A 25,897-nucleotide genomic window follows, 5' to 3' on the forward strand; every position below is an offset into this window, starting at 1 on the left:
CACACCGCAAGACAAAAGTAGAAAAGTAGCAATGGCGAGTTCTCCGCGATCACTTTCAACCTACCGTGGCGGTGTGCGCGACCTGCTGGGCAGTGCGGGCCGCTACAACGACCTGCTGCTCGCAGGCCTGCTGGTGGTGATCGTCGCGCTGTTCGTGCTGCCGCTGCCCACGCCGTTGCTCGACCTGCTGATCGCGAGCAACCTGGCCATCAGCCTGGTGCTGCTGATCGTGGCGATGTACGTGCCCTCAGCGTTGTCGCTCTCCACCTTTCCGTCGCTGCTGCTGTTCACCACGCTGTTTCGGCTGGCGCTGAACATCGCATCGACCAAGCTGATCCTGCTGCATGCCAATGCGGGCCACATCATCGACACCTTCGGCAAGCTGATCGTCGGCAACAACGTGGTGGTCGGCGGCGTGGTGTTTCTCATCATCGCGATCGTGCAGTTCATCGTGATCGCCAAGGGCTCCGAGCGCGTGGCCGAAGTGGCGGCGCGGTTCGCGCTCGATGCAATGCCGGGCAAGCAGATGAGCATCGACGCCGACGTGCGCGCCGGCGTGCTCTCGTCCGCGCAGGCGCAGAAGCGCCGCCAGATGCTGGAGCAGGAATGCCAGCTGCACGGCGCGATGGACGGTGCCATGAAGTTCGTCAAGGGCGACGCCATCGCGAGCATCGTGATCGCGCTGGTGAACATCCTCGCGGGCATCGCCATCGGCACGCTGATGCACGAGATGAGCCTGGGCGCCGCGCTGCAGCGCTACGCGATCCTCACGGTGGGCGACGGCATGGTGTCGCAGATTCCGTCGCTGCTGGTGTCGATCGCGGCCGGCATCGTCATCACGCGCGTGAGCACCGGCGAGCGCCGCGACACGCAGCTCGCCAACCAGATCGGCCAGCAGCTCATGGCGCACCCGCGCGCGCTGATCATCGCGGGCCTGGCGGTGGCGAGCTTTCTGCTGGTGCCGGGCTTTCCGAAGTGGGTGTTCGGCCTGCTCGCGGCCGTGCTGCTGGGGCTGGGCTTCGCGGTGCGCATGCTGCGCCAGAAGAACCAGACGCCGGGCTGGATCTCGCACCGCGAAGGCGAGGCCTCGCAGGCAGACGAAGAGGGCGACCACGCCATCGCCGCGCCGCTGGCGGTGCGCCTGTCGAGCCGGTTGCGCGGCGGCGTCGACCGCCATGCGCTCGACCAGCAACTGGCCACGGTGAAGACCGCGGTCGAGTCCGACCTGGGCCCCGTGTTCCCGCGCCTGCAGGTGGCCTATGCGGACGGCCTGCCTGTGCATGGCTACCAGGTGCTGGTGCACGACGTGGCGGTGACCGAAGGCACGCTGCGCCCGGGCTGGCGCATGCTCGATCCGGCCGAGGCCGCCGCGCCACCGGCCGGCGCCGAAGTGGCCGAGCCCTTCGGTCCGTTCACGCGCGTGGTGTGGGCGCCGGGCGAAGCCTCCGGCTTCAAGAGCTGGAACAACGAAGAGGTGGTGGGCCTGCACCTGGATGACGCGGTGCGCCGCAACGTGCGCCAGCTGATCGGCCTGCAGGAAGTGCAGCGCCTGCTGCATTCGGTCCAGCGCGATGCGCCCGAGCTGGCGGCCGAGGTGTCGCGCGTGGCCTCGAGCCAGCGCATCGCCGAGGTGCTGCGCCGGCTGCTGCAGGAGGGCATTCCGATCCGCAACCTGCACGCCATCTTCGAGTGCCTCGCGATCTGGGCACCGAAGGAGCAAGACGCCATCGCGCTGACCGAGCTGGTGCGCATCGACCTGGGCCGCTACATCACCAGCCGCTACGTGGGGCCGAACCGGCAGCTCGAGGCCATCCTGTTCGAGTCCAGCCTGCTGGAGCGCGTGCAGAACGCCATCGAACGTTCGCCGCGCGGCAACCTGCTGCTGCTGAGCCCGGCCGTCACGCAGGACATCCGCGAGCAGGTGCGCCGCATCCTCGGCTCGGCCGCGACGCGCGTGGTGGCCATCGCCTCGTCGGACGTGCGCCGCTACATCAAGACGCTGATCGAGCCGGTGGCGCCGCTGCTGCCCGTGTTGTCCTACCAGGAAGTCGACGAAGACGTGGCCCTGCAGCCGGTGGGCTGGGTCACGAATCCGCAAGCCCATTGATGAACTTTTCCTTGCCTTCCGTGGCACTCCCCAAGAAGCACCATGACACCGCAGAACATCCTGGACATCACGCGCGAGGGGCTGCTCCTCGTGCTGTGGATCTCGTTGCCGGTGGTGGCGGTGGCCACGCTCACGGCCCTGGTGGTGGCGGTGCTGCAGGCCGTGACGCAGGTGCAGGACCAGAGCATCGGCCAGTCGATCCGGCTGATCGCGGTGATGGTGGCGATCATCGCCACGGCGGGCTGGCTGGGGCGCGACGTGATGCGCTTCGCCGAACGCGCCTTGCAGACACTGAGTTCCTTGCCGTGATCGCCGCGCACCTGAACCTGCTGCGCCAGCGGGCCTTCCTGCTGTTCGGCTGCGCCGCGCTGGTGCTGCTGGCCGCGCACCAGCACAGCCAGGCTGCCGAGCTGCGCTGGCACAACCGGCCGTTCCAGATCGTCGCCAACGAGAAGCCCTTGCCCGACTTCCTGCGCGAGCTGGCGTCGTCGCAGAACGTCACGGCGGTGATCGACCCCAAGGTAGCCGGCGTCATCAGCGGCAAGTTCGCCGGGCCGGCGCTGGGCATCCTCAACAGCGTGTGCTCGGTCAACGGCCTCACCTGGTACTTCGACGGCGCGTTCCTCTTCGTCGACCTGGCGGCCGACGCCAAGAGCGAGGTGCTGCCCATCGCCGGCGAGAACGCGGGGCGCATCGCCGAGACGCTGGTGCGGCTGCACATCTCCGACGAACGCTATCCGCTGAGCATCAGCGAGCGCGATGCCAGCGTGTATGTCACCGGTCCGCGCCGCTACGTGGAGATGGTGCGCCAGGCCGTGAAGCTGGCCGATCAGAAGAGCGCCATGGCCGAGGGCGCCGAGATCCGCCTGTTCCCGCTCAAGTACGCCTGGGCCGCCGACTTCCGCATCAACCGCTCCGGCAAGGACACGGTGATTCCCGGCGTGGCCAACGTGCTGCGCAGCCTCTACGGGCGCAGCACCGGCAATGCGTCGTCGGGCAGCAGCGGCGGCCGGGGCATGAGCGGCGGCATGTCGCTCGGGCCGAACCGGCAGATCAAGCTGCGCAGCGGCGAAACCATCAACGCGCCGAAGGTCGAGATCGCCGGTGCGGGCGGCGGTGGCAGCGACGGCGCGACATTGGGCGGCATGTCGAGCATCGTCGGCGGCGAGCTGCCGCAGTTCCAGGCCGACACGCGCATGAACGCCGTGCTGGTGCGCGACATGCCCGACAAGATGGCGCAGTACGCCCGGCTGATCGAATCGATGGACGTGCGCCCGCGCCTGGTCGAGATCGAGGTGACCATCATGGACATCAGCTCCGACACGCTCAGCAGCCTGGGCATCGACTGGCGCCTGCACGGTCGGCATGCCGACTTCCAGACCGGGCGCGGCGACCGCGGTCAGCTGACCTGGGGCGGCACGGGCAGCGAGGCCGGGCAGATCGGCAGCTTCGACGGCACGGGCAACCCGCTCACGCCGCTGGGCGGCATGCTCACCGCTGCCATCGGCAACAGCGCGCGCAACTACCTGCTGGCCCGCGTCACGGCGCTGGCCACCAACGGCAACGCGAACTTCGTGGCCCGCCCCAAGGTGATGACGCTGGACAACACCGAGGCCGTGCTGGAGAACCTGAGCGAGTTCTATGTGCGGGTGGACGGCTTCCAGGACGCGGGCCTGTTCAGCATCACCGCCGGCACCGCCGTGCGGGTGACGCCGCTGGTCATCGACGAGAAGGCCAGCCGCGGCGTGATGATGTCCATCGACATCGTCGACGGCGACCTCAGCCCGATGTCGGTCGACAAGATCCCGATCGTGCGCCGCCGCACCGTCAACACGCAGGCGCTGGTGGAAGAGGGCTCGAGCCTGCTGATCGCCGGCTACTCGTCGGAAGAAAAGACCAATGCCGTCACGGGCGTGCCGCTGCTGAAGGACATTCCCGGCGTCGGCGGGCTCTTCCGCTCGACCGAGAAGAAGCAGGCCAACATGGAACGCTTCTACCTGCTGACGCCGCGCCTCGTGGTGCCCGGCGCCACGGCGAACGTGCCGTCGCTGCCGCTGCCGCCCCCTGCATCGGTGGGAGGCTGAACGTGCGCGACACCGAAGACATGTCCCTCGACAACGGCAGTCACGCCAGCAGTGACGGCGAGGCTGCGCAAGACCCGCGGCCCGGCCCGGCCCTGGGCGAAGGCTGGTGCCTGCGCTTCCTGAGCGGTGCCGTGAAGGGCCGCACCATCGCGCTCAAGCCCGGGCTCAACGTGCTGGGCTCCGGCGGCGATTGCGAAGTGATGCTGCCCGGCGGCGACGTGCTGCCGCGCCACCTGGCCTTCACCGTCGGCGAGCTGGTGGTGTCGATGCAGCGCCTGGGCACGGCCTCGGCGCGGCTCAACGGCGAAGAGATGCAGCAGCCGCGCAAGAGCGTGGTGGCGGGCGATGTCGTGAGCCTGGGCCAGATCGACTTCCAGCTCGACCGCAGCTACACCGCCAACGCGCGCGAAGACCGCATGTTCGCCCCGGCCCGCGAGGCGCAGGCCGGCGAGGGCGCGCCAGTGGGCCAGCCCGTGCCGTCGTCGCGGCGCCTGGGCTACTGGGTGGGCGGCGTGATGGCCTTGCTGGCCGTGGTCGGGCTGGCCGCCGTATCGCTGGGCGATGCGGGCGCGGGTGCGCGCGCCAAGGGCAGCGTCAACCTGGCCGAGGTGGAGAAGGCCCTCGTGCCGTTCCCCGAGGTCGAGGTGGTGGCCGCGCAGGGCGGGCTGCTCGGCGTGAAGGGGTACGTGGAGTCGAAGCAGCGCCGCCAGGCCCTGCAGCAGGCCATGGCGCCTTTCGGCAGCAAGGTCAGCGTCAACGTGCATTCGGCCGAGGACATGGTCGAGCAGGCGCGCCGCTACGTGGCCGATCCCGGCGTGGCCGTCACCTACACGGGGCAGGGCCGGCTGGTGCTGTCCGGCACGGTGGAAGACGCGGCGGTGCGCCAGAAGATCCGGCGCCTGAGCGAAGACCTGCATCCCTCGGTGCTCGTGTCCGACAAGGTGCAGTACCGCGAGAAGCCCGCCGTCGAGGCCAAGGAGCCCGACATCCGCGCCCAGTGGGACGGCTGGCAGAGCGTGCTGCCCGCGCGCATGGTGAGCATCACCGAGGACGGCAACGGCCTGCGCCATATCCAGCTGTCGAACGGCAACCGCTACTACGAAGGCTCGGTGCTGCGCTCGGGCGCCGAGCTCAAGCGCATCGACGCCGACGGGCTGGTGCTCAGCGGCGGCGTGCCCGACACCGGCAACAACAACAGACGCGCGAGATGAAGGCATGGACCCACGCAGCCTGCACCACGCGCACCCCCGATTTCATGCGGCGACGCGTTCGTGCGCCGCATGGAATGGCTTCGTCCCGCCGGGACGGAGCGCTTCAACCCTCGTGAATCGTTCCACTTGACCAGGAGATACATATGGCAGGCGCAGTTGACAGCTCTATCCAGCAGATGAACCAGGCCGCGGCGGACAACGCCCGGCTGATGTCGGCCAGCATGGCCGCTTCCACCAGCATCCAGGGCGCGGCTTCCACCGCGCACACGGTCAACGGTGCGAGCGCCGCGGGCGGCGAGGTGGCCAAGTCCACCGGCAACGACATCCGCCAGTCGGCCAAGTCCTCGTAAGCAGGTCCGCGCGGTGCCCGGTGCATCGCGCGGCCTTTTCCCCAGGAGGTGAACCATGACCGATCCCACCGCGCTGGTCGCTGCGGGCGCACCACCGGCCGACGTGTCCGGGCCGGCGGCGCCGCAGCAGGCCGCCCACGCTTCGCGCTTCGATCCGGGCGAGACCCGGATGTTCGCCAACATGATGCAGGGCGTGCAGGCGCCGCCGTCTTCCGTGGCCGCGCCCAGTGCACTCGGCGACGCCGCCAAGGCGCTCGCGGCGCAGTTCTCGGGCAACGTGCGCTCCTACGAGGAAATGCGCCGCAGCATGCTCGAGTCGATCGACATGTCCGACCCCATCAAGACCATGTTCGCGATGACCGACCACTCGATGGAGGCCCACACCATGTTCGCGAAGATGCACATCTCCACGGGCCTGGCGAGCGCCGCCACCAGCCTGTTCGGCACCTTGCTGAAGAACCAGCAATGAGGATGCCGTGAACCCGCTGCGTCACCCCCTTTCCCTTTCCATTTTTTCGCGCCGCGGCCGATGGCTTGCGGCGCTGGCCCTGCTGCTGGCGCTGGGCGGCTGCAAGGTCGGCCTGTATTCCAGCCTGAACGAGCAGGAGGCCAACGAGATCGTCGCCGCGCTGTCGGCCGAAGGCATCGACGCGTCCAAGAGCCGCGTGGAAGGCAGCAACTGGCAGGTCGAGGTCGACGAAGGCCGCATGGGCGCCGCGCTCGACGTGCTGCGCGCGCAGGGCCTGCCCAACGAGCGCTTCGCCACCATGGGCGAGGTGTTCCAGAAGCAGGGCCTGGTGTCCACGCCGTCCGAGGAGCGCATGCGCTACATCTACGCCATCTCGCAGGAGCTGTCGCAGACGCTGCGCCATGTCGACGGCGTGGTGTCCGCGCGCGTGCACGTGGTGATTCCGGCCAACGATCCGCTGAGCGAGAAGCTGCGCCCCTCGTCGGCGGCGGTGTTCATCAAGCACCGGTCCGACGTGGACATCCGCCTGCTGGCGCCGGCCGTGAAGGACATGGTGGCGCACAGCATCGAAGGCCTCACGCACGACCAGGTCTCGCTGTCGCTGTTCGAGGCGCGCAAGCCCGCGGCGGTGGCACCGGGCGGCGAGGGCGGTCGGGGCCAGCCGATGGTGCTGGGCCTGTTCTCGGCCTCGACCGCGATGGTGCTGCTGGGCCTGCTGCTCGTGGCCGCGGTCTGCCTGATGGTGCTGCCCACGCTGCTGCGCCGGCAGGGGCTGGACTGGCGCAGCTGGACGCGCCGCCAGGTGTTCAGGCGCTGACCACCGATGCCTGCATCACCCGTCACCGCACCCGAAACGCCGCAAGTTGCGCACGGCCCGATGGACCTCGTGCGCCTGGTGATGCGCTTCAACCTGCACCCCGAGGCCGACCTGCATCCGAGCTGGCTGCCCGCCCACTGGCCGCCCCGCCACCGCAGCCTGGCGCGGCTGGGCGAGGGCGGGCGCGCGGTGCTCGCCAACCAGCTGCGGCGCGAACAGGGACCGGCGGGCGACCCCGGTGCCGACTACAACTTCGATGCGCGCCTCAAGCGCCTGGCGCTGCTCGACGCCGCCGCATTGCGCCGGCTCGCCGTGTACCTGGGGTTCTGCGTGCACCTGCCGCTCTTCAGGCAACGCGGCGGCGCGGGCGCGCAGATCCGCCGCCAGGCCCGCCGCTTCGACGCCGACGCGGTGGACTTCGTGCTCGACCGCGTGCCGCAGCTCACCGAGCTGCACATGGACAACGCCGCGCTGCAGCAGCGACCCCTGGCCACGGGCCGGGTGGTCGTCGACCGGGGCCATCGCCTGCTCCTGGGCCTGGCCGCCGCCGAAGGCGAGGCGGTGCTGCATCGCCTGCGCCGCAAGCTGCCGCGGCGCATCTCGACGCTTGGCGTGCCGCTGCTGCAGCGGCCCCAGGCCCGGCAACTCAACGAACTGGTGCTCTCGTGCATCGTTCCCGAAAGACTGCCCCAATGGGATTGGCTTTTCTGATCACCACCGAGAACCTGCAGCTCCTGAGCGAGCGCAAGGTCCTCAAGGAAAACGAGTACGCCGCGCTGCTCGACGCCTCGGCCGTGGTCGATACCGCGCGGCGCGAGGCGCGGCGCATCGTGCAGCAGGCCGTGCAGGACGCCGAGGCCAGCCGCCGGCAGGGCTACGAAGAAGGCCTGCAGCGCGCCAAGGCCGAGTACGCGAGCCAGCTGCTGAGCGACACCATGGCCAGCGAGCGGCAGCTGCATGCGCTGCGCGCGTCCATGGCGCAGATCGTCGTCAAGGCCGTGGGCCAGTTCGTCGCCGACGCCGAACCGGCGGCGCTGTTCGAGGCGGCGCTGCTGCGCGTCGACACGCTGATCCGCCACGAGCCCTTCATCACCGTGCGCGTGGCGCCTGCGCAGGAGGCCACCTTGCGCGACGTGCTGGCGCGGCTGCGCGCCGATGCCAACTGGACCATGACCGTGAGCCTCGTGGCCGACGCGGCGCTGCCTGCCGGCGCCTGCGTGGTGCAGACCGCATCGGGCGTGCTGGAGATCGGCGTCGACGCACAGCTCGAGGCCTTTCGCCGCGCCGTGGAGCGCAGCGGCGTCATCGACGGCGCGGAGGGCGGCCGATGAACCCGGTGTCCGACGCGGCCCTGGGCGTCGTCGCCGACCTGGCGCAGGCCTTCGGCCGCGTCACGCCGGTGGCCATGCGCGGGCGCGTCAGCAAGGCGGTCGGCATGCTGATCGACGCCTCGGGCATCCAGGCCCACGTGGGCGAACTGTGCGAGCTGGTCACACCGGGCGAGCCGCCGCTGCTGGCCGAGGTGGTGGGCTTTCGCAACAACACGGCCATCCTCACGCCGCTGGGGCCGATCACCGGCATCTCGGCGCTCACCGAGGTGGTGCCCACCGGGCGCGGCCATGTGTGCCCGGTCGGCGCCAGCCTGCTGGGGCGCGTGCTCGATGCGCTGGGCCAGCCCATCGATGAACGCGGCCCGCTGAAGACCCACATGCAGCTGCCGGTGCACCGCGAGCCCGTGAGCCCGCTGGCGCGCCGCATGATCGACGCGCCGCTGCCCACCGGCATCCGCGCCCTCGACAGCCTGCTGACGCTGGGCGAAGGCCAGCGCGTCGGCGTGTTCGCGCCGCCCGGCGTGGGCAAGAGCACCTTGCTGGGCATGCTGGCGCGCGGCTCGACGGCCGACGTGAACGTGATCGCGCTGATCGGCGAACGCGGGCGCGAGGTGAAGGAGTTCATCGAGCACAACCTGGGCGCCGAAGGCCTGGCGAAGACGGTGATGGTGGTGTCGACCTCCGACCGTCCGCCGATGGAGCGCATCAAGTCGGCCTATGTGGCGACCACCATCGCCGAGCACTTTCGCGACCAGGGCAAGAAGGTGCTGCTGCTGGTCGATTCGCTCACGCGCTTTGCGCGCGCGCAGCGCGAGATCGGCCTGGCCAGCGGCGAGCCGCCCACGCGACGCAGCTACCCGCCGTCGATCTTCTCGATGCTGCCGCAGCTGCTGGAGCGCGCGGGGCAGGGCAAGACCGGCTCCATCACCGCCGTGTACTCGGTGCTGACCGAGGGCGATGAAGAGAACGACCCCATTGCCGAGGAGGTGCGCTCCATCCTCGACGGCCACGTCGTGCTGTCGCGCAAGTTCGCGGCGGCCAACCGCTACCCGGCCATCGACGTGCTGGCCAGCATCAGCCGCGTGATGCCGCTGGTGGCCTCGCGCGCGCACTGCGCGGCGGCGGCGCGCTTTCGCAGCCTGCTGGCCAAGTACCAGGAGATGGAGCTGCTGGTGCAGATCGGCGAGTACAAGCCCGGCGCCGATGCGCTGGCCGACGAGGCGATCCGCGCGCGGCCGGCGATGCTCGCGTTCCTGTCGCAGCCGTCGGGTGCGAGCCTGCCCTACGAACAGTCGCTCGCCCAGCTGCTGCAGGTGGGCGAGGGCGCAGAGGTGACGCGGTGAGCGGCATCGACTGGAAGACGCTGGTCGGCGTGCGCGAGCGCCAGAAGACCGTCGCCATGGGCGTCGTCGCACGCGACCGCGCGGCGGCCGCGCAGAGCCACGCCGAGCTGCAGCAGGCCCAGGCATGGCAGCAGCAGCAGGTGCAGAACAAGGCGGCGCACTGGCAGTCGACCGTCGGCGCGCTGTCGCACGGGCAATGCAGCGTCGCGCAACTGCGGCATGCCGGCGCCTGGAGCGGCGCGCTCGATGCGCAGATCGCCCAGGCCGGCCAGCGCGCGGCGCAGGCCGGGCAGGCCCATGCACTGCGCGAGCAGACGCTCGATGCCAGCCGGCAGAAGCTGCGCGCCGCCAGCGGCGATGTGGAAAAGGCGCAGCAGATGCAGCAACGCGCGCGCACCGAGCAGTTGCGCGTGCAGGACCTGCGGCTGGACGAGGCGGCCGAGGAAAGCGCCTCGCAGGCCTGGGCCGCGCGGCGCCCGGCCTAGGCGGAAGGACAGGCACAGCCCATGGACCCCACCATCGAACTGGCCAGCATCGAGAAATTCTTCTCGTCGGTGGTGCTCACGCTGCCGCGCCTGTTCGCGATCTTCGCGGTCGTGCCCTTTCTGTCGGGCGGCATGATCACCGGCACCGTGCGCAACGGCCTGCTGTTGCTGCTCGCGCTCTTCATGTCGCCGGTGGCGGGCGACATGCCGGTGGCCTCCATCGGCACCTGGGTGCTCATTGCCGGCAAGGAGGCCTTCATCGGCCTGATGCTGGGCCTGGGCTTCGGCATCTTCATCTGGGCCGTGCAGAGCGTGGGCGACCTGATCGACTTCCAGACCGGTTCCAGCAACGCCTCGTTCTTCGACCCCGTGGCGGGCCACGAGAACGGCCCCACGGGCGAGTTCCTCGGCTGGATGGTGATCACGCTGTTCGTCTCGGCCGGCGGGCTGCTCGCGATGCTGGGCGTGATCGTCGATTCGTACCGGCTGTGGCCCGTGGCCTCGTTCTTTCCGAACCTGGGCCTGGTGATCGAGCAGTTCGCCGTTCGCCAGGGCGACACGCTGTTCCTGTGGATCGTCAAGCTCGCGTCGCCGGTGGTGTTCGTGCTGCTGCTGGTGGAGCTGGGCATGGGCCTCATCAGCCGCGTGGCACCGCAGCTCAACGTGTTCGTGTTCTCGCAGCCGCTCAAGAGCCTGCTGGCGCACCTGATGATGTTGCTGTTCGTCTTCTTCGTGTACGAGTCGCTGCAGGAATTCCTGCGGCCCGAGAACGGCGTGCTCGACTTCCTGCGGGCCACGCTCTAGCGCACGCCATGGCCGAGAAAGACCAGGACCCCACCCCCAAGCGCCTGCGCGATGCGCGCAAGCGCGGCGAAGTGGTGTTCAGCAACGACGTGGCCTCGACCCTCGTGTTCGCCGTGGTCGTGGTCTGCATGTGGCTGGGCGGCGGCGCCATCTACAGCCTGCTGCGCGAGCTGTGGCTGCACGCCACCAGCACCAGCCTGCTCACGCAGCCCGACGACCGCTTTGCCGAGCTGCTGCTGCACACCGGCGCGGCGCTGGTGTGGGGCACGCTGCCCGTCACGGCCATCGCGGCGGTGGCCGGCATCGTCGGATCGCTGGCCCAGGTGGGCGGCGTGGCCGCGTGGGAACGTCTCAAGCCCGACGTGAGCCGCATGAACCCGGCGCAGGGCCTGCAGCGCATCTTTTCCACGCGCAACCTCATCAACCTGCTGAAGATGAGCGTGAAGACCGCGCTGCTCGCGGGCCTGATGTTCGTGGTGGTGCGCGGCTTCGTCGACACCTCGCTCAAGCTCGGCCACGCGACTCCGGCCGCGATCATGACCGCCTCGGCCCACATGGTGCTCGTGGCTTTCGGCTGGGCCGTGGTGATCTACGCACTCATGGCTGCGGTCGACTACGCGCACGAGCACTTCGAGTTCATGAAGCAGCAGCGCATGTCCATCGACGACATCCGCCAGGAATACAAGGAAGTGGAGGGCGACCCGATCAATCAGTCGCGCCGCCGCTCCGCCCATTTCGAGGCCGTGTACGCCAGCCTGGGCGACCGGGTGCGCATGGCCTCGGCCGTGATCCATTCGGCCCGCACGGCCGTGGCCCTGCAGTACCTGGGCGAGGCCGACCTGCCGCGCGTGATCGCGCGCGGCGAGGGCGAAGTGGCCGCGCAGATCCGCCGCTTTGCCGGCGAGGGCCTGGTGCCGATGGAGTTCGAGCCGTCGCTGGCCGAGCGCATCTATGCCGAGGTGCCGGTCGACCAGCCGATTCCGCGCTCGCTGTATGCGCCCGTGGCCACGCTCCTGCGCTGGGCGCAGGGCCAGGGGTGACGCCATGGCCGCGCACCCGTCGTCTTTCTTCTTTGTCTGAACCCGTTCATTTTCGGAGGTCCCATGGTCGCAGCTGCCGTTTCTTCTTCAGGCCCATCGCAGTCCGTCCTCGATCAGATGGCCGCCGCGCGTGCCGCCGAAGACGCGCGGCGCGCGGCCGAAGCCGAAGCACGCCGGCTCGCCGAAGAGGCCGCGCGCAAGGCGGCCGAGGCCCTGCGCCTGGCGGAAGAGGCCCGCAAGAAAGCGGAGGCGCAAAGAAAGGCTGCCGAAGCGGCCGAGCTCAAGGCTGCGCAGAGCAAGGCCGAGGCCGACCAGGCCGAAGCGCAGAAGGCGCGCGCCCAGGCCAAGACCGACGAACTCGATGCGCTGAAGAAAGAGGCCGCTTCCAATCTGAGCAGCAAGGAGTCGACCCTGGCGGCCAGCAAGCTGGACGACGTGTGCCAGAGCCGCGCGAAGGGCAATCCATCGGATGCGACGCGCGCCGCGCAGAGCGAGGTGACCGCGGCGCAGAAACTCAATGCACTCTACGAAACACCGGCGGCTCAACCGGGCGCCGAGCCGCCACCACCGCCCAGCGCAGGAACCAAGGCCGCCCTCGAGAAGCTCCAGGATGCCGCCAGGCCTGTGTTCGATGCGCAAGCGAAGGGCGACAAGGCCACCCCGGCGCAGGAGAGTGCTCGCAACGCAGCGTTCAGCGATTGGCTGGAAGCCGCCCAGCAGGACATGCGCACGGCCGGACTGAAGGCGCAGGCCCAGGGCAAGGACCCGCAGGCAGCCATCGCCCAGGAAGGGGAACGGGTCAACAAGGAGGTCGTGGCAGGCGGCCTGTTCGTGCCCAAGGACATGGCAAAGAGCGTTGCGGAGGTGCGCGACAGCGTGCAGGCCGAGTCACCCGAGGTTCGGCAACTGCGCAGCGAGCAGTACGACGTCAACCAGTCCGGCAAGCAGCAGATTGCCGATGCACGCACCGAGGCGGGCAAGGCGGCGGATGCGGCAGCCAAGGCCAAGGCGGATGCCGCGGCGTACGGCGACGGTCCGATCACCAGCGACAGCCGGTTCACGGCCCGGGAAAACGCACGGGCCAAAGCGGCGCAGCTTGGCGCCGCATCGGACCAGGCGGCGGCGAAATACAAAGGGCTGGTCGAGACCTTCGGCGGCCACCACCCGGACGATCCGACAGGCACCGACCCCAAGGCCGAAGTCTTCGGTGCCGTCAACACCGACTACGAAGCGCGCGCGGCCGATCTGCAGGTCCAGGACTTCGGAGAGAAGTACCAGAAGGCGCTGGCCGGTGGCGACAAGAAGAAGATCGATGAGGCCGACACCGCGCTGCGCGAGGCGCAGGGGGCGCAGCGTCACATCCATGCCTTCCGGCACGACCAGGCTGCCAAGGTCGACCTGCGCGACGCCGCGACGGAGTACACCGATGCGGAAGCGGCGTGGAACGCGGAAGCCGCAAAGCGGCCCGGCACCTATCAAGTGACCGAGCGCGACGGCGGCAAGGAGACGACCAAGACCGTCAGGATGGAGGGCTACGACCCGGCGTTCCGGGCCAAGCCCGACAGCGAAGAGGGCAAGAAGGTCCAGCTGATCGACGGCAAGCGCTACTACGTCGATGGCAACAAGAAAACGGAGCTGGACCCGATCACGAACCGCCTGTTTGCCGCGAAGGAAAAACGCGACGCGGCCACGGCGCGCGTCGGCCAGACCGACAACGCGCTGCGCGGCGTCGTGAACGACCTGTATCCCGCTGCCGACGGCAGCGCGCCCAAGCTCGATGCGTCCCGCTATGCCGACGCGGACGGGATCAACAACCGCCTCCTGGATGCCAACAAGGCACTGGCCGCCGCCTATGCCAACGTCGATGCGGGACCGCGCCCTGCGGGCTTCGTCGGGCCGGTGGCCACGCCCCCCACGCCGTTGCAACTGGGTGAGCTGGTCGAGAAGCAATACACCGCGCAAGCCGCCTTCAACGCCATGAAGGCGATGCAGGAACTGCGCGGCGCCGAGCGCGACCAGGCGGCCGGCAAGCCGGTGGACGAGGCCCGGCTCGAAACGCTGCGCGAGGCGGCGCGCAAGGCGCAGAGCCAGGACGTTGCGTGGACCCCTTCGATGACCCCGGAGCAGGAGAAGGACCTGCGCGACAAGCAATTGCCCGACGCGCGCAACGCGTTCAAGGCCAAGGACGAGGAATACCGCAAGCTCCCGCAGCCCAGGACGCCCGAGGAAGAGGCGGCGCGCGACAAGGTGCTGGGCGAACTCGACACCCTGAAGCTCACGGTGCGCGACAAGGAAACGCAGATCGAGCTGATCGACGCGAAGCGCGACTTTCGGGCAGCGCAATACCGGTTGGAAAAGACGACATTCGCCAAGCCCCAACTGGAGATGTACGTCCAGGACGGGGAGACCCACAGCGGCGACGTCTATCCCCAGAACTACGACCCGACGGCGGGGATCCGGCGCGGCGCCGACGGCAAGGCCGATCCCAAGACCTTGCCGAAGGGCATCTCGCCGGACGACGTGAAGATCGAGCTCAACCCTTGTGGTGGCGGCTACATCGTCACGTTCAAGAAGGACTCCAAGGTCGTGGGTCTGCAGGAGTCGCCCGTCGATGGACGCAAGCGCAGTTTCGTGGTGAAGGCGGGCAGCTATGAAATGAACCCTGTCACCGCCCACGTGTGGCAGACCTCGGACACGGGCGGCGGGCGGCTTGCGAAAGCCAACGACGCCCGCAACGAAGTCAATGGCGCACTGGCCAAGGCGGCGGCAGAAGCACCGCCTGCGGAAAATGCGCTGCCGCAGCCGGGGCCCGACGGAAAGCCCGTGCCGACCCTGCGCATGAACGAAGACCTGGGGCCGCGCAAGAAGACCGTGGACCAGGGCGTGGTCGATGCCATTGCCGCAAGGGACAAGGCCCAGACGGCCTACGACGCAGCGACCGGCGACCGCACCAGGCTCGGCAACGATCTCGCGGACGCCAAGTCGCGCGTGCAGATCGCCCAGAACGAGCAGACGGCGGTGAATGCCATGCTCGCCTGGCAGACGGACAACCGCAATCGCCAGATCTACCAAGCCGACGAACGCGCGGGGCGCACCGCGTATTGCTATGCCGAGTTGCCGACGGTCACGGCCGACAAGTCGCGCGACAAGGCGGAGCTGGCACGCAAGGACTGGATCGATTCGCGCAACAAGTTTCTGGTCGACACCGCGAAGCGCGATCTGGGCCTGGCACAGACGGCCCACGACCAATGGAAGAGCGCGAACCCGACCTTGGCCGAGACCGGCTCGGCCACCTGGACGGCGCTGCAGGATGCCAGGCTCCAGATGAATGTCGCCGACGTCAACCACGTGGCTGGCGCGGCGGACAGTGCGATCGCGCGCGAGAAGAGCTTCATTTCGCAGAACCTCACGCCCGACAAGTTCCAGGATCCGCGTTCGCTCTACAGCCTGTTCGAGAAAAATCCGCAGGTGATGGCGCAGTCCATCATCAACAGCCACTATCTGCAATACGGCCCCGAGCCGATGCAGATGCAAAGCCGCCTGCACCTGGAGAACGAGGTGGCGCTGGCACTGGGCTGGGGCCCCGAAAAACCGCTCGACGGCGAAACCGCCGCGGACAACGCAAGGATCCGCCAGACCCAGAACCTGTTCGGCAACCTGCCCAAGGAACAGCGGGAGATGCTGGACAAGGCGGTGGACAAGCTGGTGGAGACCGGCGGCGACAAGGCCCGCGTGACGGTGCTCCCGGTGGTCTATGCACTCGACGGCGACAAGGGGGGCATTGTCAAGACGGCCCTGTTCAAGGTGGAGAGCCGGGACAAGCCGGGGCAGGTGAAATTCGTCGACGAGCAAGGCTGGCGCTACGACGATCTCGACGACTACCGGGCCAACAACAGCCTGCCGGTGGAAGACGTCAACCTCGTGACGGCGAAAGACGGCAAGTTCTCGGTCGACGACAAGGGCAACGTCGAGCTGTTCAGCGGCGACGCGCGCACCGAGACCGACTTTGAATCCGCGCGGCGCCGCTACAAGCTCGACTGGATCGCGGGCGGTGTCGGGCTCGTCGCGGGCGTGGTGCTGACCGTGGGCTCGTTCGGGACGCTGGTGGGCCCCGGCATGATGCTCGCGGCAGGCTCGCTCACCGTGCTCACGGCCGGCTACGGCGTCGAGACCTCGCGGCAAAGCCTGGTCCGGCAGGCCGACCACGGACAGAGCGTGAATCCCTTCACGAACACGCAGGCACGGATGGACTGGTTGAATCTGGGCTTGTCCGCATTCAGCGTTCCGGTGGTCGGTGCATCCGCCCGGGCGGCCATGCAGACGGTGCGCGCCGGCAGGGCCCTCAAGTCGGCGAACAGCGCCACAGGGGCGGCGGCCGAAGGCCACCTCGCGGATGCCAATCGCTACCTGCAGAGCGCCAAGGCCTGGGGAAAGCCCGCCTCGACGGCGGCGGTGCCACTGACCGTCGGCAGTGTCTATGCCTTCGAGGAAGGCGCACGCTATCTGATGGAAAACTGGGACCACATGACCCCCTCCGAGCGCAACCAGCAGCTGGGCATGCTGGGCCTGAACGCGGGCGGCTTTGCCACGGGGGTGGCTGTGCGCGGCACTCAGGGTGGGTACAACGCGGTCAAGACGTGGCTTGCCGGCAAGGGCGGCCCTGACGTCGTGCCCGCCAGCCACGTGACGAACGGGACGCCGGGCGGGGATGTCGCGGCATCCGGCAACGCGCGCACGCCCGCCCACCTGCTGCCGGCCGCCGGAAAGAAGGATGCCCTGACCGACTTCCGCGAAGCCTCGTCGCTGCCGGCCGACGCCCCGGTCAATGCCCCTGTCGCCCCGTTGAACAGCGGTGGGCGAGTGCCACCGGTGCGCGCGACACCGCCCGTCGGGGTCGATGCGCCCGTCACGAAGGCGCCATCGAAGCCGGTGGCGGAGGTGCCCGCCGACACCGCGCTGAACCCGGTGGTTTCGCTCGCTTTGCGACGTTCCAGCGACGACCCCGGTACGAGTGGCGGCGCGATGCCCGCCTCGGCGCGCAGGCCCGACGTCCAGCGGGCGACAACGGCGGCCAACGACAAGGGCCCCGCGGCGAATGCACCGCAGCGTGCCGCGCTGGAGCGCCAGCGCGTGGCCGGGAACACCGGCGGCAGCAGCCATGCCTGGCGCGTGGCCCACGGCGACGCGGTCCCGCTGGCGCGGGACATCAATCCGACCGGCTCCGACACCAACTGCGTCAACAGTGCCGTCACCTTCGACCGGATGCTGAGTGCGCCCGGCATCAAGATGCAGGCCGTTCCTTCGGGACCGAAGACCTGGGCGCAAATCCTTGCGCTGTACGGCGACGCGCCCCTTTCATCGTTCGGCAGTTCGCGAGAGGCGGGGGCCGCGATGTCGGCGCTGCCGGACGGCTCGCGCGGCTTCGTCTTCATGGGCGACCCGAACGCAGAGGCCCATGTCGTCAATTTCGTGCGGCGCGGTGGACGCACGGAACTCGTCGATGCCCAAGCCGGAAGGTTGGTCGACAGCTTCGACGCCGCCGACGTCAAGGTGATGGTGACGCATGAAGGCGGCCAGCCCCGGGTCGACCAGACCGTGTTGTCGGGCCCGCGGATGGCGCGTTTTCTCGACGCCTCTGCGGACAAGGTGCCGGCCGATGGTCCGCAGGGCCGGCTGGCGGGCACGCCGGCCGCTGGCGGGCGGCCGGGCTTCGATGCGGACGGCGTGCCCAAGCCGCCGACCACGTCGGGCCACCCCGACTGGGAAGGCACGGCCGCGCATGTCGGCGACCTGTTTGCAAGGCAGCGAGCGGCGGCGGACCCGGATTCGACGCTGCTCCCGCTGCAACCCTCCGCCGATGAAGCCGCGGTGACCGCATCGCTGATCGAAGATCCGGTGCCCGGTTCGGCCGACAGCTTCGTGCTCTCGAAGCTGGCACCGGGCGAGACGATCTACGGCAGCCAGGCCGGTGTGCGCGTGCCGGGCCGCAGGACCTACGACAACTTCGCCGATGCCAAGGCCGCCATGGAACGCGAGGGCGGTGGCTGGATTCACCGTGTGCGACCCGACCCCGACAAGGTGCCGCTCGGAGCGCGCCGCAAGGTGGGCGCCGACGAGATCATGGGCGCCGTCCACGTCGGCGCCGATGGGCAGTTGATGCCGATCGGCATTCCCAATGCAAGGGACGCCGCGACGCTGGCCGCGATCACGCAGACCCCCAGTTGGAAGCAGGGCGTGAAGGTCCAGGTTTCGACAGGCACGAAGAGTTCGGTCATCAACGCCAGGATGACGACCTTGTTGAGCGCCGGCGCTCGTGCCGGGGTTGAAGTGCTGAAGCCCGTGTTCGGCCTCCCTGCGGCCGCCGCGGGACATCCGGTCGTTGGCAGCCTGACCTATGGGTTCTCCGCCTTTGGCCGCGGTGCGTATCTCACCGGGCCCCAGCGGATGAAAGAGTCAATGGCTGCCGCCACGCTCGGCGACGCAACCAAGGCCAAGGACATCCTTGGCAAGGTGATCAAGGGCAGTGGCTGGCGCGGCGACAAGATCATGGACGAGGCGAAGAAGACGTCTCTCGCACGCGATGTGGATACCGTTCTGGCACTGGGCACCGCCTTCAAGAAGGCACGAGAAAAAGTGACGGGCGGCCCTTCGGAAAAGGACTTTCGCCTGCACACCATCCGTTCGGCCGACGACAACCCCAAAGCACTGTTGCCCGAAGGCTATCTGAAGGATGTGCCGGGCGTGGACGAGTTCCTGGTCCGGCTGAAGAGCGATTCGGCAGGAGAGTTTGGCGGCGTGAGAATTTCCAGAATTCGCGATGAGCTGCTGGTGCGCATCGACAGGATGAGTTCCGACGAATTGCAGCAAGCCGTCGATCCGGCGCTGCCCGCCACTACGCCCGAAGCCCAATTGCTGCGGGCGGTTCCCGAGGTTCACGCAAAGTTCAAGAACTCCGTCGAGACGCGCGCGGCAATGCGCGAGGCGCACACGAAGCTCTATGACAAGCTGCTGGAAATGTTCCCCCACGACAAGAAACCGATCATCGATCCGAAGAAGGCGGAGGACCTGAGCGGAAGCACCAACTCGCCCAGCACGCGTCTCGGCAAGTTCAGTCGGCGCGGGACCATTGCCCTGAGCACGAATGTGTTTCTCGGCTCCCTCCTCAAGCCGTTGGCTGCGGGGGATTCAATCCGGACGTTCGCGGGCAACATCTCCGACAGCTTTGCGAGCATTTCCTTGTTCTCGAACTACGTCTACAACAACAAGGTGGAGAAACTCGACACCATCAAAGCGGAGGTCAAGAAGGAAGCCGATGCAGTCAACAAATCGATCGATGAATACGCCAGAGAAAACCCGGATCTGGATTCGGTCAAGCGTCTGACGGAGGCTCAGAAAAACAAATCCTGGTGGAATACGTTCCGCGATTACTCGGGCGGAGCGAGCGTTCTTCGGGCCATCGCTGTTGGACTCTCTCTGCAAGAGTCGGGAATGACAGGGCTCGCTACCTTGTCCTGGACCCAAGCCGGACTCACAGGCGCGTGGATTGGTTTGCAGCAGATTCCGAAGTTTCGCAATGGTGCTGCTCCGACACTCACCAAATCACTCAAGTGGGGCGCGATTGGTTCCATGGTGGTCGTTCCTGCAGTCATCGTGATAGCCAAGCTGGCTTCCGACAAGAAGGAGGAGAAGCAGAGCAGCTGGTTGCAGAAAGGCTGGGACTGGGGCACGGGACTGTTCGCGCAAGACCCGTCCAGGCCCGACCAACCGGTGCCGACGCCCAGCGCCTCGGCATCCGGCAGCACGCCAACACCCAGTGCGTCGGCATCGGTCAGCCCGCCGCCGCCTGGCAAGACGGAGGGCTCGCCGCCGCCGGACAAGACCCCCACGCCCACGCCGCCCAAGCCCACGCCCATCCTCGTCACCGTCGACGGCAACGACCCCGACACCGCCACGCTCTGGGGCATCTCCGAGCACAACGAGCAGACGCTGCTCACGCCGCTTCAACTCGGCGAAGCCCGGCGCGAGGGCGGGGAGGTCCGTGTGATCGACGAGGCCCTGTCGCAGCTCTTCAACCTGAACCCGCGCTTCGACAGGCGGCTCATGGACGGCGTGGCCAGCAACGTCGCGGGCGACCCGGACACGCTGCTCAACGGCTGGCAGATCGAGGTCGGACAGAGGCCGGCCACCTGAACCGCGCCACACGCCGGGTGCCTGCCTTTCGACTCCCTTTCACCGTTCAGGCGGGCAACTCCCGGTTCGCAGCCGGCAGAGGAATGGCACGATGCAAGGCATGAAGCTGCTGCTGGTTGAAGACGATTTCGATCTCTCGGGCGTGCTGGGCCGAAGCCTCTCGTCGCGCGGGTTCGAGGTGCTGTGCTGCGCCGACGGCATCGAGGCGCTGGCGGCGGCGCGCAAGAAGCGCTTCGACGTGGTGGTGCTCGACCTGTCACTGCCGGGCCTGGACGGCCTGGAGCTGCTGCAGCGCCTGCGCGGCGACGGCAACCGCACGCCGGTGCTGGTACTCACGGCACGCGGCGCGGTGGGTGAGCGCATCGTCGGGCTCAATGCCGGCGCCGACGACTACCTGGCCAAGCCCTTCGACCTGGACGAGCTGATCGCGCGACTGGGCGCACTCACGCGCCGGCTAGGGCGCGACGGCGAGCTGCGCTGCGGCCGGCTGCACTACGAGGCGGCATCCAACGCCTTCTACCGCGACGAGAGCCCGCTGGAGCTGTCGCCGCGCGAGGCCGAGCTGCTCAAGAGCCTGATGTCGCGCGTCGACCATGTGGTGCCGAAGGAAGCCCTGCGCGACGCGGTGTTCGGCGCCGACGACACGGCCCATGCCGAAGCCATCGAGGTGATCGTGCATCGCCTGCGCAAGAAGCTGGCCGGCGCGAGTGTCGAGATCATGACGCTGCGCGGCGTGGGCTACCTGCTGTGCGACGACGCGAGCGCGGCGGTGCAGCAGCAGCAACAGCAGCAGCAGCAGCAGCAGTCGCTGCAACAGCAACAACAACGAGCGGCGCGGTAGGTGAAGGCATGGGTGCAACGCCTCCTTCGCGCGGTCTCGCTGCGGCAGTTCCTGCTGGCCTGGATGCTCGGCGGGCTGTGGCTGATCGTGGCGGCCGTCACGTTGTGGCACGTGCTGCTGGCGTTCGCCGAGGTGGCGCGCGCGCAGGACGAGCGCCTGGGCGCGGCGATCTCGCAGGTGGTCCAGCAGGCCGTGGTGCAAGCCGAAGGTGTGGCATTCGCGTCCACGCTCGAACCTTTGGCGTACAGGGTGAGCAGCATGCAGGGTGACTGGCTCGCGGGCGACCGCGCCCTGGCGGCGTATCCCTGGCGCGGCGCATTGCCGGCGTCGGGCCTGCCGGCGCTGTACATCACGCAGCGCGGCGGCGCACCGATGCGCGCTGCTGCGGCGCTGCGCCATGTGCCGGGTGCGGCGATGGCCGAAGGCGTGGTCGTGCAGGTGGCGGAGCCGCTGCGCCAGCGCATTGCGCTGTGGCAGGCCCTGCCGCAACGCCTGCTGGCCTGGCTCTATGCCAGTGCCGCGCTGATGTCGGTGGTGGTCTGCAGCGGCGTGGCCGTGGCCGCGCGCTGGCTCGAGCGAGCGCGGCAGGCGCTCGATGCGCCGAACGTCGATGCGCTCGACTACGACGGCCCGGCCGAGCTGCGCCCCGCGGTCGAGCGCATGCACGGCCTGCACCGGCGCCAGCGCGAATGGGTGGGCCAGCAGCGCCGCTTCCTGGCCGATGCCTCGCACCAGCTGCGCACGCCGATGTCGGTGCTGCGCACGCAGCTGCAGTCGGCCATGGCGGGCGACGTGCCGCTGAGCGAGGCGCTGCCGCAAATGCTGCACACGGTCGACCGGGCCACGGGCATGGCCAACCAGTTGCTCAGCCTCACCAAGCTGGAGCAGATCAAGCGCGCCGGTGAATTGAAGCCCATCGACCTGCGCGGCGTGGCGCGCGATGCGGTGATGGAGCTGTCGCCGCTGATCGCCGCCAAGCGGCTGGACTTCGCGCTCGAAGGCGACGAGATGTGGGCCCCGGCCGATGCGCTGATGCTCGGCGAGCTGCTGCGCAACCTGCTGGCCAACGCGATCCATCACACGCCGGCGGCCGGTCGGCTCGGCGTGCTGTTGCGCGGCTATGCGGGCAACACCGAGCTGGTGGTGTGGGACGAAGGGCAGGGCCTCGACGACGAGGTGCGGCCCCGGTTGTTCCAGGCGTTTTCTGCCGCCAAGGGCGGCGTGGGACTGGGCCTGTCGATCTGCCGCCAGATCGCCGATGCGATGGGCGCCAGCATGGACCTCTACAACCGCATCGACAACGGCCGCGTGATCGGCGTCGATGCGGTGGTCACCTGGGGCCAGGGGCCCTGACGCGCGCGTTCCCGCGCCTCTTTCTTTCCTTCCCTTTCTGCCCGTTCCATCCGGCGCCATCGCAGCCGGGGGACAGGTGTCGCCGCAAGAACCTTGATGAAGCACAACCCGGAGATGACGACGATGACGACAACGACCGCAAGCACACGAAAGATCCTGAGCGCCACCGCGCTGGCGGCCGCAGCCCTGTGGGTCCAGGCCGAGGCGCGGGCCCAGGGCTCGGGCCAGCTCAACGTGGTGTGCTCGGTGCAGGACGAGTGGTGCTCGCTGATCAGCACCACCTTCGCCCGCAGCGCAGGCATCAAGGTCAACGTGCTCAAGCGCGGCAGCGGCGAGGCGCTGGCGCAGCTGATCGCCGAGCGTTCCAACCCGAAGAGCGACGTGTGGTTCGGCGGCACCGGCGACCCGCACCTGCAGGCGGCCGAGCAGGACCTCACGCTGGCCTACAAGTCGCCCTCGCTGGCGCAACTGCATCCGTGGGCGCAGGCGCAGGCCGAGCAGTCGGGCTGGCGCACGGTGGGCGTGTACTCGGGGCCGCTGGGCTTTGCCTACAACACCGAACTGCTGGCCAAGAAGAAGCTGCCGGTGCCCAAGTGCTGGAAAGACCTGCTGTCGCCCGCGCTGCGCGGCGAGGTGCAGGTGGCCAACCCCGCGAGTTCGGGCACGGCCTACACGATGATCGCGACCATCGTCCAGCTGATGGGCGAGGACAAGGCCTACGACTACCTCAAGGGCCTGCACAAGAACGTCAGCCAGTACACCCGCTCGGGCACCGGCCCGATCAAGGCCGCGGCGCGCGGCGAGACCGCGGTGTCGATCAGCTTCGTGCACGACGCGCCGGGCGAGCAGATGCAGGGCTTTCCCATCGCGACCGAAACGCCCTGCGAAGGCACGGGCGCGGAGATCGGCTCCCTGTCGATCGTCAAGGGCTCGCGCAACCTGGAGAACGCGAAGAAGTTCTACGAATGGGCGCTCACGCCCGCCGCCCAGCAACTGGGCGTGGCGGCCAAGCAGTTCCAGCTGCCCTCGAACAAGACCACGCCGCTGGACAGCCGCATTCCCGACTTCCGCAAGATCAAGTTCATCCACTACGACTACGCCAAGTACGGCCAGTCGGCCGAACGCAAGCGCCTGATCGAGCGCTGGGAGCGCGAAGTGAACGCGCTGCCGCGCTGAGTTCAAGCGACCGGGAAAAGCCGACACCATGAAATTCAAGGACAACAACAACCGCGCGATCGGGCTGTGGTCTGCGCTGGGCCTGGCGGCCTTCGTGCTGCTGCCCTGGTACAGCCTGCCCGAGGGCCTGTTCGGGCTGCAGGGGCTGAGCGAACTGGCGGCGGGGCACGACACCTCGTCGGCCTTGGCGCAGGTGCTGCTGCACCACCGGCCCTGGCTGCTGCTGGGCCTGTGGCCGTTGCTCGCCGGGCTCGTGGCGCTGGGCATGGCGCCGGGCAAGACCCAGGGCCGCCTGCTCGCGTGGAGCGGGGCGCTGGGCGTGTTCGGCGTGCTGGCGCAGGGCTTTGCCATCGGCCTGCCGAACGCGCCCGATGCCGGCGCCTGGTCCGGCCTGTTCGGCGCGGCGGGCATCGGCCAGCCCGGCTTCGGCTGGGGCGCCGTGGGCGTGCTCACGGCGTTGATGATGCTCACCGCCTTCGGCTTCGCGCGTTCGGGCGCCTTCCGTGGCGACCTGTTCGTGGCGGCGGCGGTGGTCGGCAGCGGCGGGCTGCTCATGGTGTTCGTGGCCTTCCCGGTGCTGCGCGCACTGGCGAGCGCCTTCGTCGACGAGAGCGGTGCGATCAGCCTGGGCGCCTGGCTGGCGCGCGTGGGCAACGAGCGCACCTGGGGCCTGGGCTGCCTGAACTCCGCACGCAACTGCGGCGTGGCCTGGAACACGCTTTTTCTTGCGGTGCTCACCGGCCTGAGCACCACGGCGCTGGGCACCTTGCTGGCACTGATCGAAGACCGCAGCGACTCGCGGGTGCGCCGCGCGCTGCGGCTGCTGGCGCCGCTGCCGATCATCACGCCGCCGTTCGTGGTCGGGCTCGGGCTGGTGCTGCTGTTCGGGCGCGCGGGGCTGGTCAACCAGTTCCTCGAATGGGCCTTCGGCATCGAGCCGGGGCGCTGGTTCTACGGCTGGTTCGGCGTGTGGCTGGCGCAGCTGTTCGCCTTCACGCCCATCGCCTTCCTGATCGTGCGCGGCGTGGTGCAGGGCATCAGCCCGTCGCTGGAAGAAGCGTCGCAGACGCTGCGCGCCGACGCGGGCCGCACCTTCCGTCACGTGACCTTTCCGCTGATGCTGCCGGGCCTGGCCAATGCCTTCCTGGTGGGCTTCATCGAGAGCATTGCCGACTTCGGCAACCCGATCGTGGCGGGCGGCCAGTTCTCGGTGCTGTCGACCGAAATTTTCTTCGCCATCGTGGGCGCGCAGTTCGACCAGGGCCGTGCCGCGGCGCTTGCCTGGGTGCTCACGCTGTTCGCATTGGGCGTGTTCGCGCTGCAGCGCGGCGTGCTCGGGCGCAAGAACTACACGACGGTGTCGGGCAAGGGCGACGCGGGCATTCCGATGCGGCTGCCCCATGGCCTGCGCCGGGTGGCGCTGGCCATCGCGGTGCCGTGGCTGGTGTTCACGCTGGTGGTGTACTGCTTTGCCTTCACCGGCGGCTTCGTGCAGACCTGGGGGCGCAACTACACGCCCACGCTGGACCACTTCCGCTCGGCCTTTGCCATCACCTTCGAGGGCGGCGGGCTGCAGTGGGTGGGGCTGGCGTGGAACTCGCTCTTCACCACCATCCAGCTGGCGGCCATTGCGGCGCCGCTGACGACCGGGCTGGGCCTGCTGATCGCCTGGCTGCTGGCGCGGGTGCAGTTCCGCGGGCAGGGCGCCTTCGAGTTCTCGGCCCTGATGGCCTTCGCGATCCCGGGCACGGTGCTGGGCGTGAGCTACGTGGTGGCCTTCAACGTGCCGCCTTTCGAGATGACGGGCACCGGGCTGATCATCGTGATGTGCTTCATCTTCCGCAACCTGCCGGTGGGCGTGCGCGCCGGCTCGGCGGCCTTCCGCCAGCTGGACAAGTCGCTCGACGAGGCCTCGCTGATGCTGCGCGCTTCCACCGCGCGCACGCTGTGGTCGGTGGTGCTGCCGCTCTTGAAACCGGCGCTCACGGCCTCGCTGATCTACAGCTTCGTGCGGGCGATGACGACGGTGTCGGCGGTGATCTTCCTGGTGACGGCCGAGACCGAACTGGCCACCACCTTCATCATCGGGCGCGTGGGGCAGGGCGACTACGGCGTGGCGTTGGCCTACAGCACCGCGTTGATCGTGTTCATGGCGCTGGCGACCGCGGCCATCCAGTGGCTGGTGGGCGACCGCAAGCTGGGCCGGCGTGCAGCGGGCACGGCCCGCCCGGATGTCGACGTTGCACCCGCCGGCCCCGAGCGCGCGGCGCCGGTGGCCGCGCAGCTTTGATTGAGT

General features: G+C 68.9%; 18 protein-coding genes. All 18 read left to right on the forward strand.

The genetic code is table 11. From position 1 onward, the window contains the following. Positions 1–31: 31 nt before the first annotated feature. On the forward strand, positions 32–2,107 hold the full coding sequence (gene sctV / locus AC3WQM_RS03460) for a type III secretion system export apparatus subunit SctV (RefSeq protein ID WP_489056627.1): 2,076 nt from the start codon (positions 32–34) through the stop codon (positions 2,105–2,107). Between the two features lie 42 nt (positions 2,108–2,149). After that, positions 2,150–2,416 carry a type III secretion system export apparatus subunit SctS gene (gene sctS, locus AC3WQM_RS03465; RefSeq protein ID WP_099789463.1) on the forward strand — a complete coding sequence of 89 codons (267 nt, stop codon included), beginning with the start codon at positions 2,150–2,152 and terminating at the stop codon, positions 2,414–2,416. Further along, entirely contained in the window at positions 2,413–4,191 is a 1,779-nt protein-coding gene (gene sctC / locus AC3WQM_RS03470) for a type III secretion system outer membrane ring subunit SctC (RefSeq protein WP_492676951.1), read from the forward strand. Before sctS ends, sctC begins: the two co-directional genes overlap by 4 nt. Positions 4,192–4,211: 20 nt before the next feature. Then, positions 4,212–5,402 (forward strand): FHA domain-containing protein, encoded by a 1,191-nt coding sequence (locus AC3WQM_RS03475; protein WP_492676952.1) that lies wholly within the window; start codon positions 4,212–4,214, stop codon positions 5,400–5,402. 143 nt (positions 5,403–5,545) lie between these two features. Further along, positions 5,546–5,752, forward strand: coding sequence for a hypothetical protein (locus AC3WQM_RS03480; RefSeq protein ID WP_021004014.1), 207 nt, complete (start codon positions 5,546–5,548; stop codon positions 5,750–5,752). A 55-nt stretch (positions 5,753–5,807) separates the two neighbouring features. Beyond that, positions 5,808–6,221: a hypothetical protein gene (locus AC3WQM_RS03485; protein WP_489056630.1), complete on the forward strand. Its 414-nt coding sequence runs from the start codon at positions 5,808–5,810 to the stop codon at positions 6,219–6,221. 7 nt (positions 6,222–6,228) lie between these two features. After that, on the forward strand, positions 6,229–7,038 hold the full coding sequence (gene sctJ, locus AC3WQM_RS03490; protein ID WP_492676953.1) for a type III secretion system inner membrane ring lipoprotein SctJ: 810 nt from the start codon (positions 6,229–6,231) through the stop codon (positions 7,036–7,038). Between the two features lie 6 nt (positions 7,039–7,044). Then, on the forward strand, positions 7,045–7,749 hold the full coding sequence (locus AC3WQM_RS03495) for a SctK family type III secretion system sorting platform protein (protein ID WP_492676954.1): 705 nt from the start codon (positions 7,045–7,047) through the stop codon (positions 7,747–7,749). After that, complete coding sequence (sctL, locus tag AC3WQM_RS03500) at positions 7,731–8,369, forward strand: type III secretion system stator protein SctL (protein ID WP_492676955.1); 639 nt, start codon at positions 7,731–7,733, stop codon at positions 8,367–8,369. Before AC3WQM_RS03495 ends, sctL begins: the two co-directional genes overlap by 19 nt. Continuing rightward, positions 8,366–9,712: a FliI/YscN family ATPase gene (locus AC3WQM_RS03505; protein ID WP_492676956.1), complete on the forward strand. Its 1,347-nt coding sequence runs from the start codon at positions 8,366–8,368 to the stop codon at positions 9,710–9,712. The genes sctL and AC3WQM_RS03505 overlap by 4 nt, the downstream gene beginning before the upstream one ends. Then, a complete protein-coding gene (locus tag AC3WQM_RS03510) occupies positions 9,709–10,197 on the forward strand; it encodes a serine kinase (protein ID WP_492676957.1) in 489 nt (162 codons plus the stop codon). The genes AC3WQM_RS03505 and AC3WQM_RS03510 overlap by 4 nt, the downstream gene beginning before the upstream one ends. Positions 10,198–10,218: 21 nt before the next feature. Further along, entirely contained in the window at positions 10,219–11,001 is a 783-nt protein-coding gene (gene sctT, locus AC3WQM_RS03515; RefSeq protein WP_099789444.1) for a type III secretion system export apparatus subunit SctT, read from the forward strand. 8 nt (positions 11,002–11,009) lie between these two features. Beyond that, the gene (locus AC3WQM_RS03520; protein WP_489056635.1) at positions 11,010–12,041 is read left to right on the forward strand and encodes an EscU/YscU/HrcU family type III secretion system export apparatus switch protein; all 1,032 of its coding nucleotides are present in this window, start codon (positions 11,010–11,012) and stop codon (positions 12,039–12,041) included. Positions 12,042–12,104: 63 nt separating this feature from the next. Further along, a complete protein-coding gene (locus tag AC3WQM_RS03525; RefSeq protein ID WP_492676958.1) occupies positions 12,105–20,231 on the forward strand; it encodes a DUF4781 domain-containing protein in 8,127 nt (2,708 codons plus the stop codon). A 100-nt stretch (positions 20,232–20,331) separates the two neighbouring features. After that, on the forward strand, positions 20,332–21,072 hold the full coding sequence (locus AC3WQM_RS03530) for a response regulator (RefSeq protein WP_492677185.1): 741 nt from the start codon (positions 20,332–20,334) through the stop codon (positions 21,070–21,072). 12 nt (positions 21,073–21,084) lie between these two features. Then, complete coding sequence (locus AC3WQM_RS03535) at positions 21,085–22,425, forward strand: sensor histidine kinase (RefSeq protein WP_492676959.1); 1,341 nt, start codon at positions 21,085–21,087, stop codon at positions 22,423–22,425. A 123-nt stretch (positions 22,426–22,548) separates the two neighbouring features. Next, complete coding sequence (locus tag AC3WQM_RS03540) at positions 22,549–23,601, forward strand: ABC transporter substrate-binding protein (RefSeq protein ID WP_492676960.1); 1,053 nt, start codon at positions 22,549–22,551, stop codon at positions 23,599–23,601. Between the two features lie 28 nt (positions 23,602–23,629). After that, complete coding sequence (locus AC3WQM_RS03545; RefSeq protein ID WP_492676961.1) at positions 23,630–25,891, forward strand: ABC transporter permease; 2,262 nt, start codon at positions 23,630–23,632, stop codon at positions 25,889–25,891. Positions 25,892–25,897: the final 6 nt, after the last annotated feature.

This window comes from Variovorax sp. FW301-JW7, assembly GCF_058788795.1.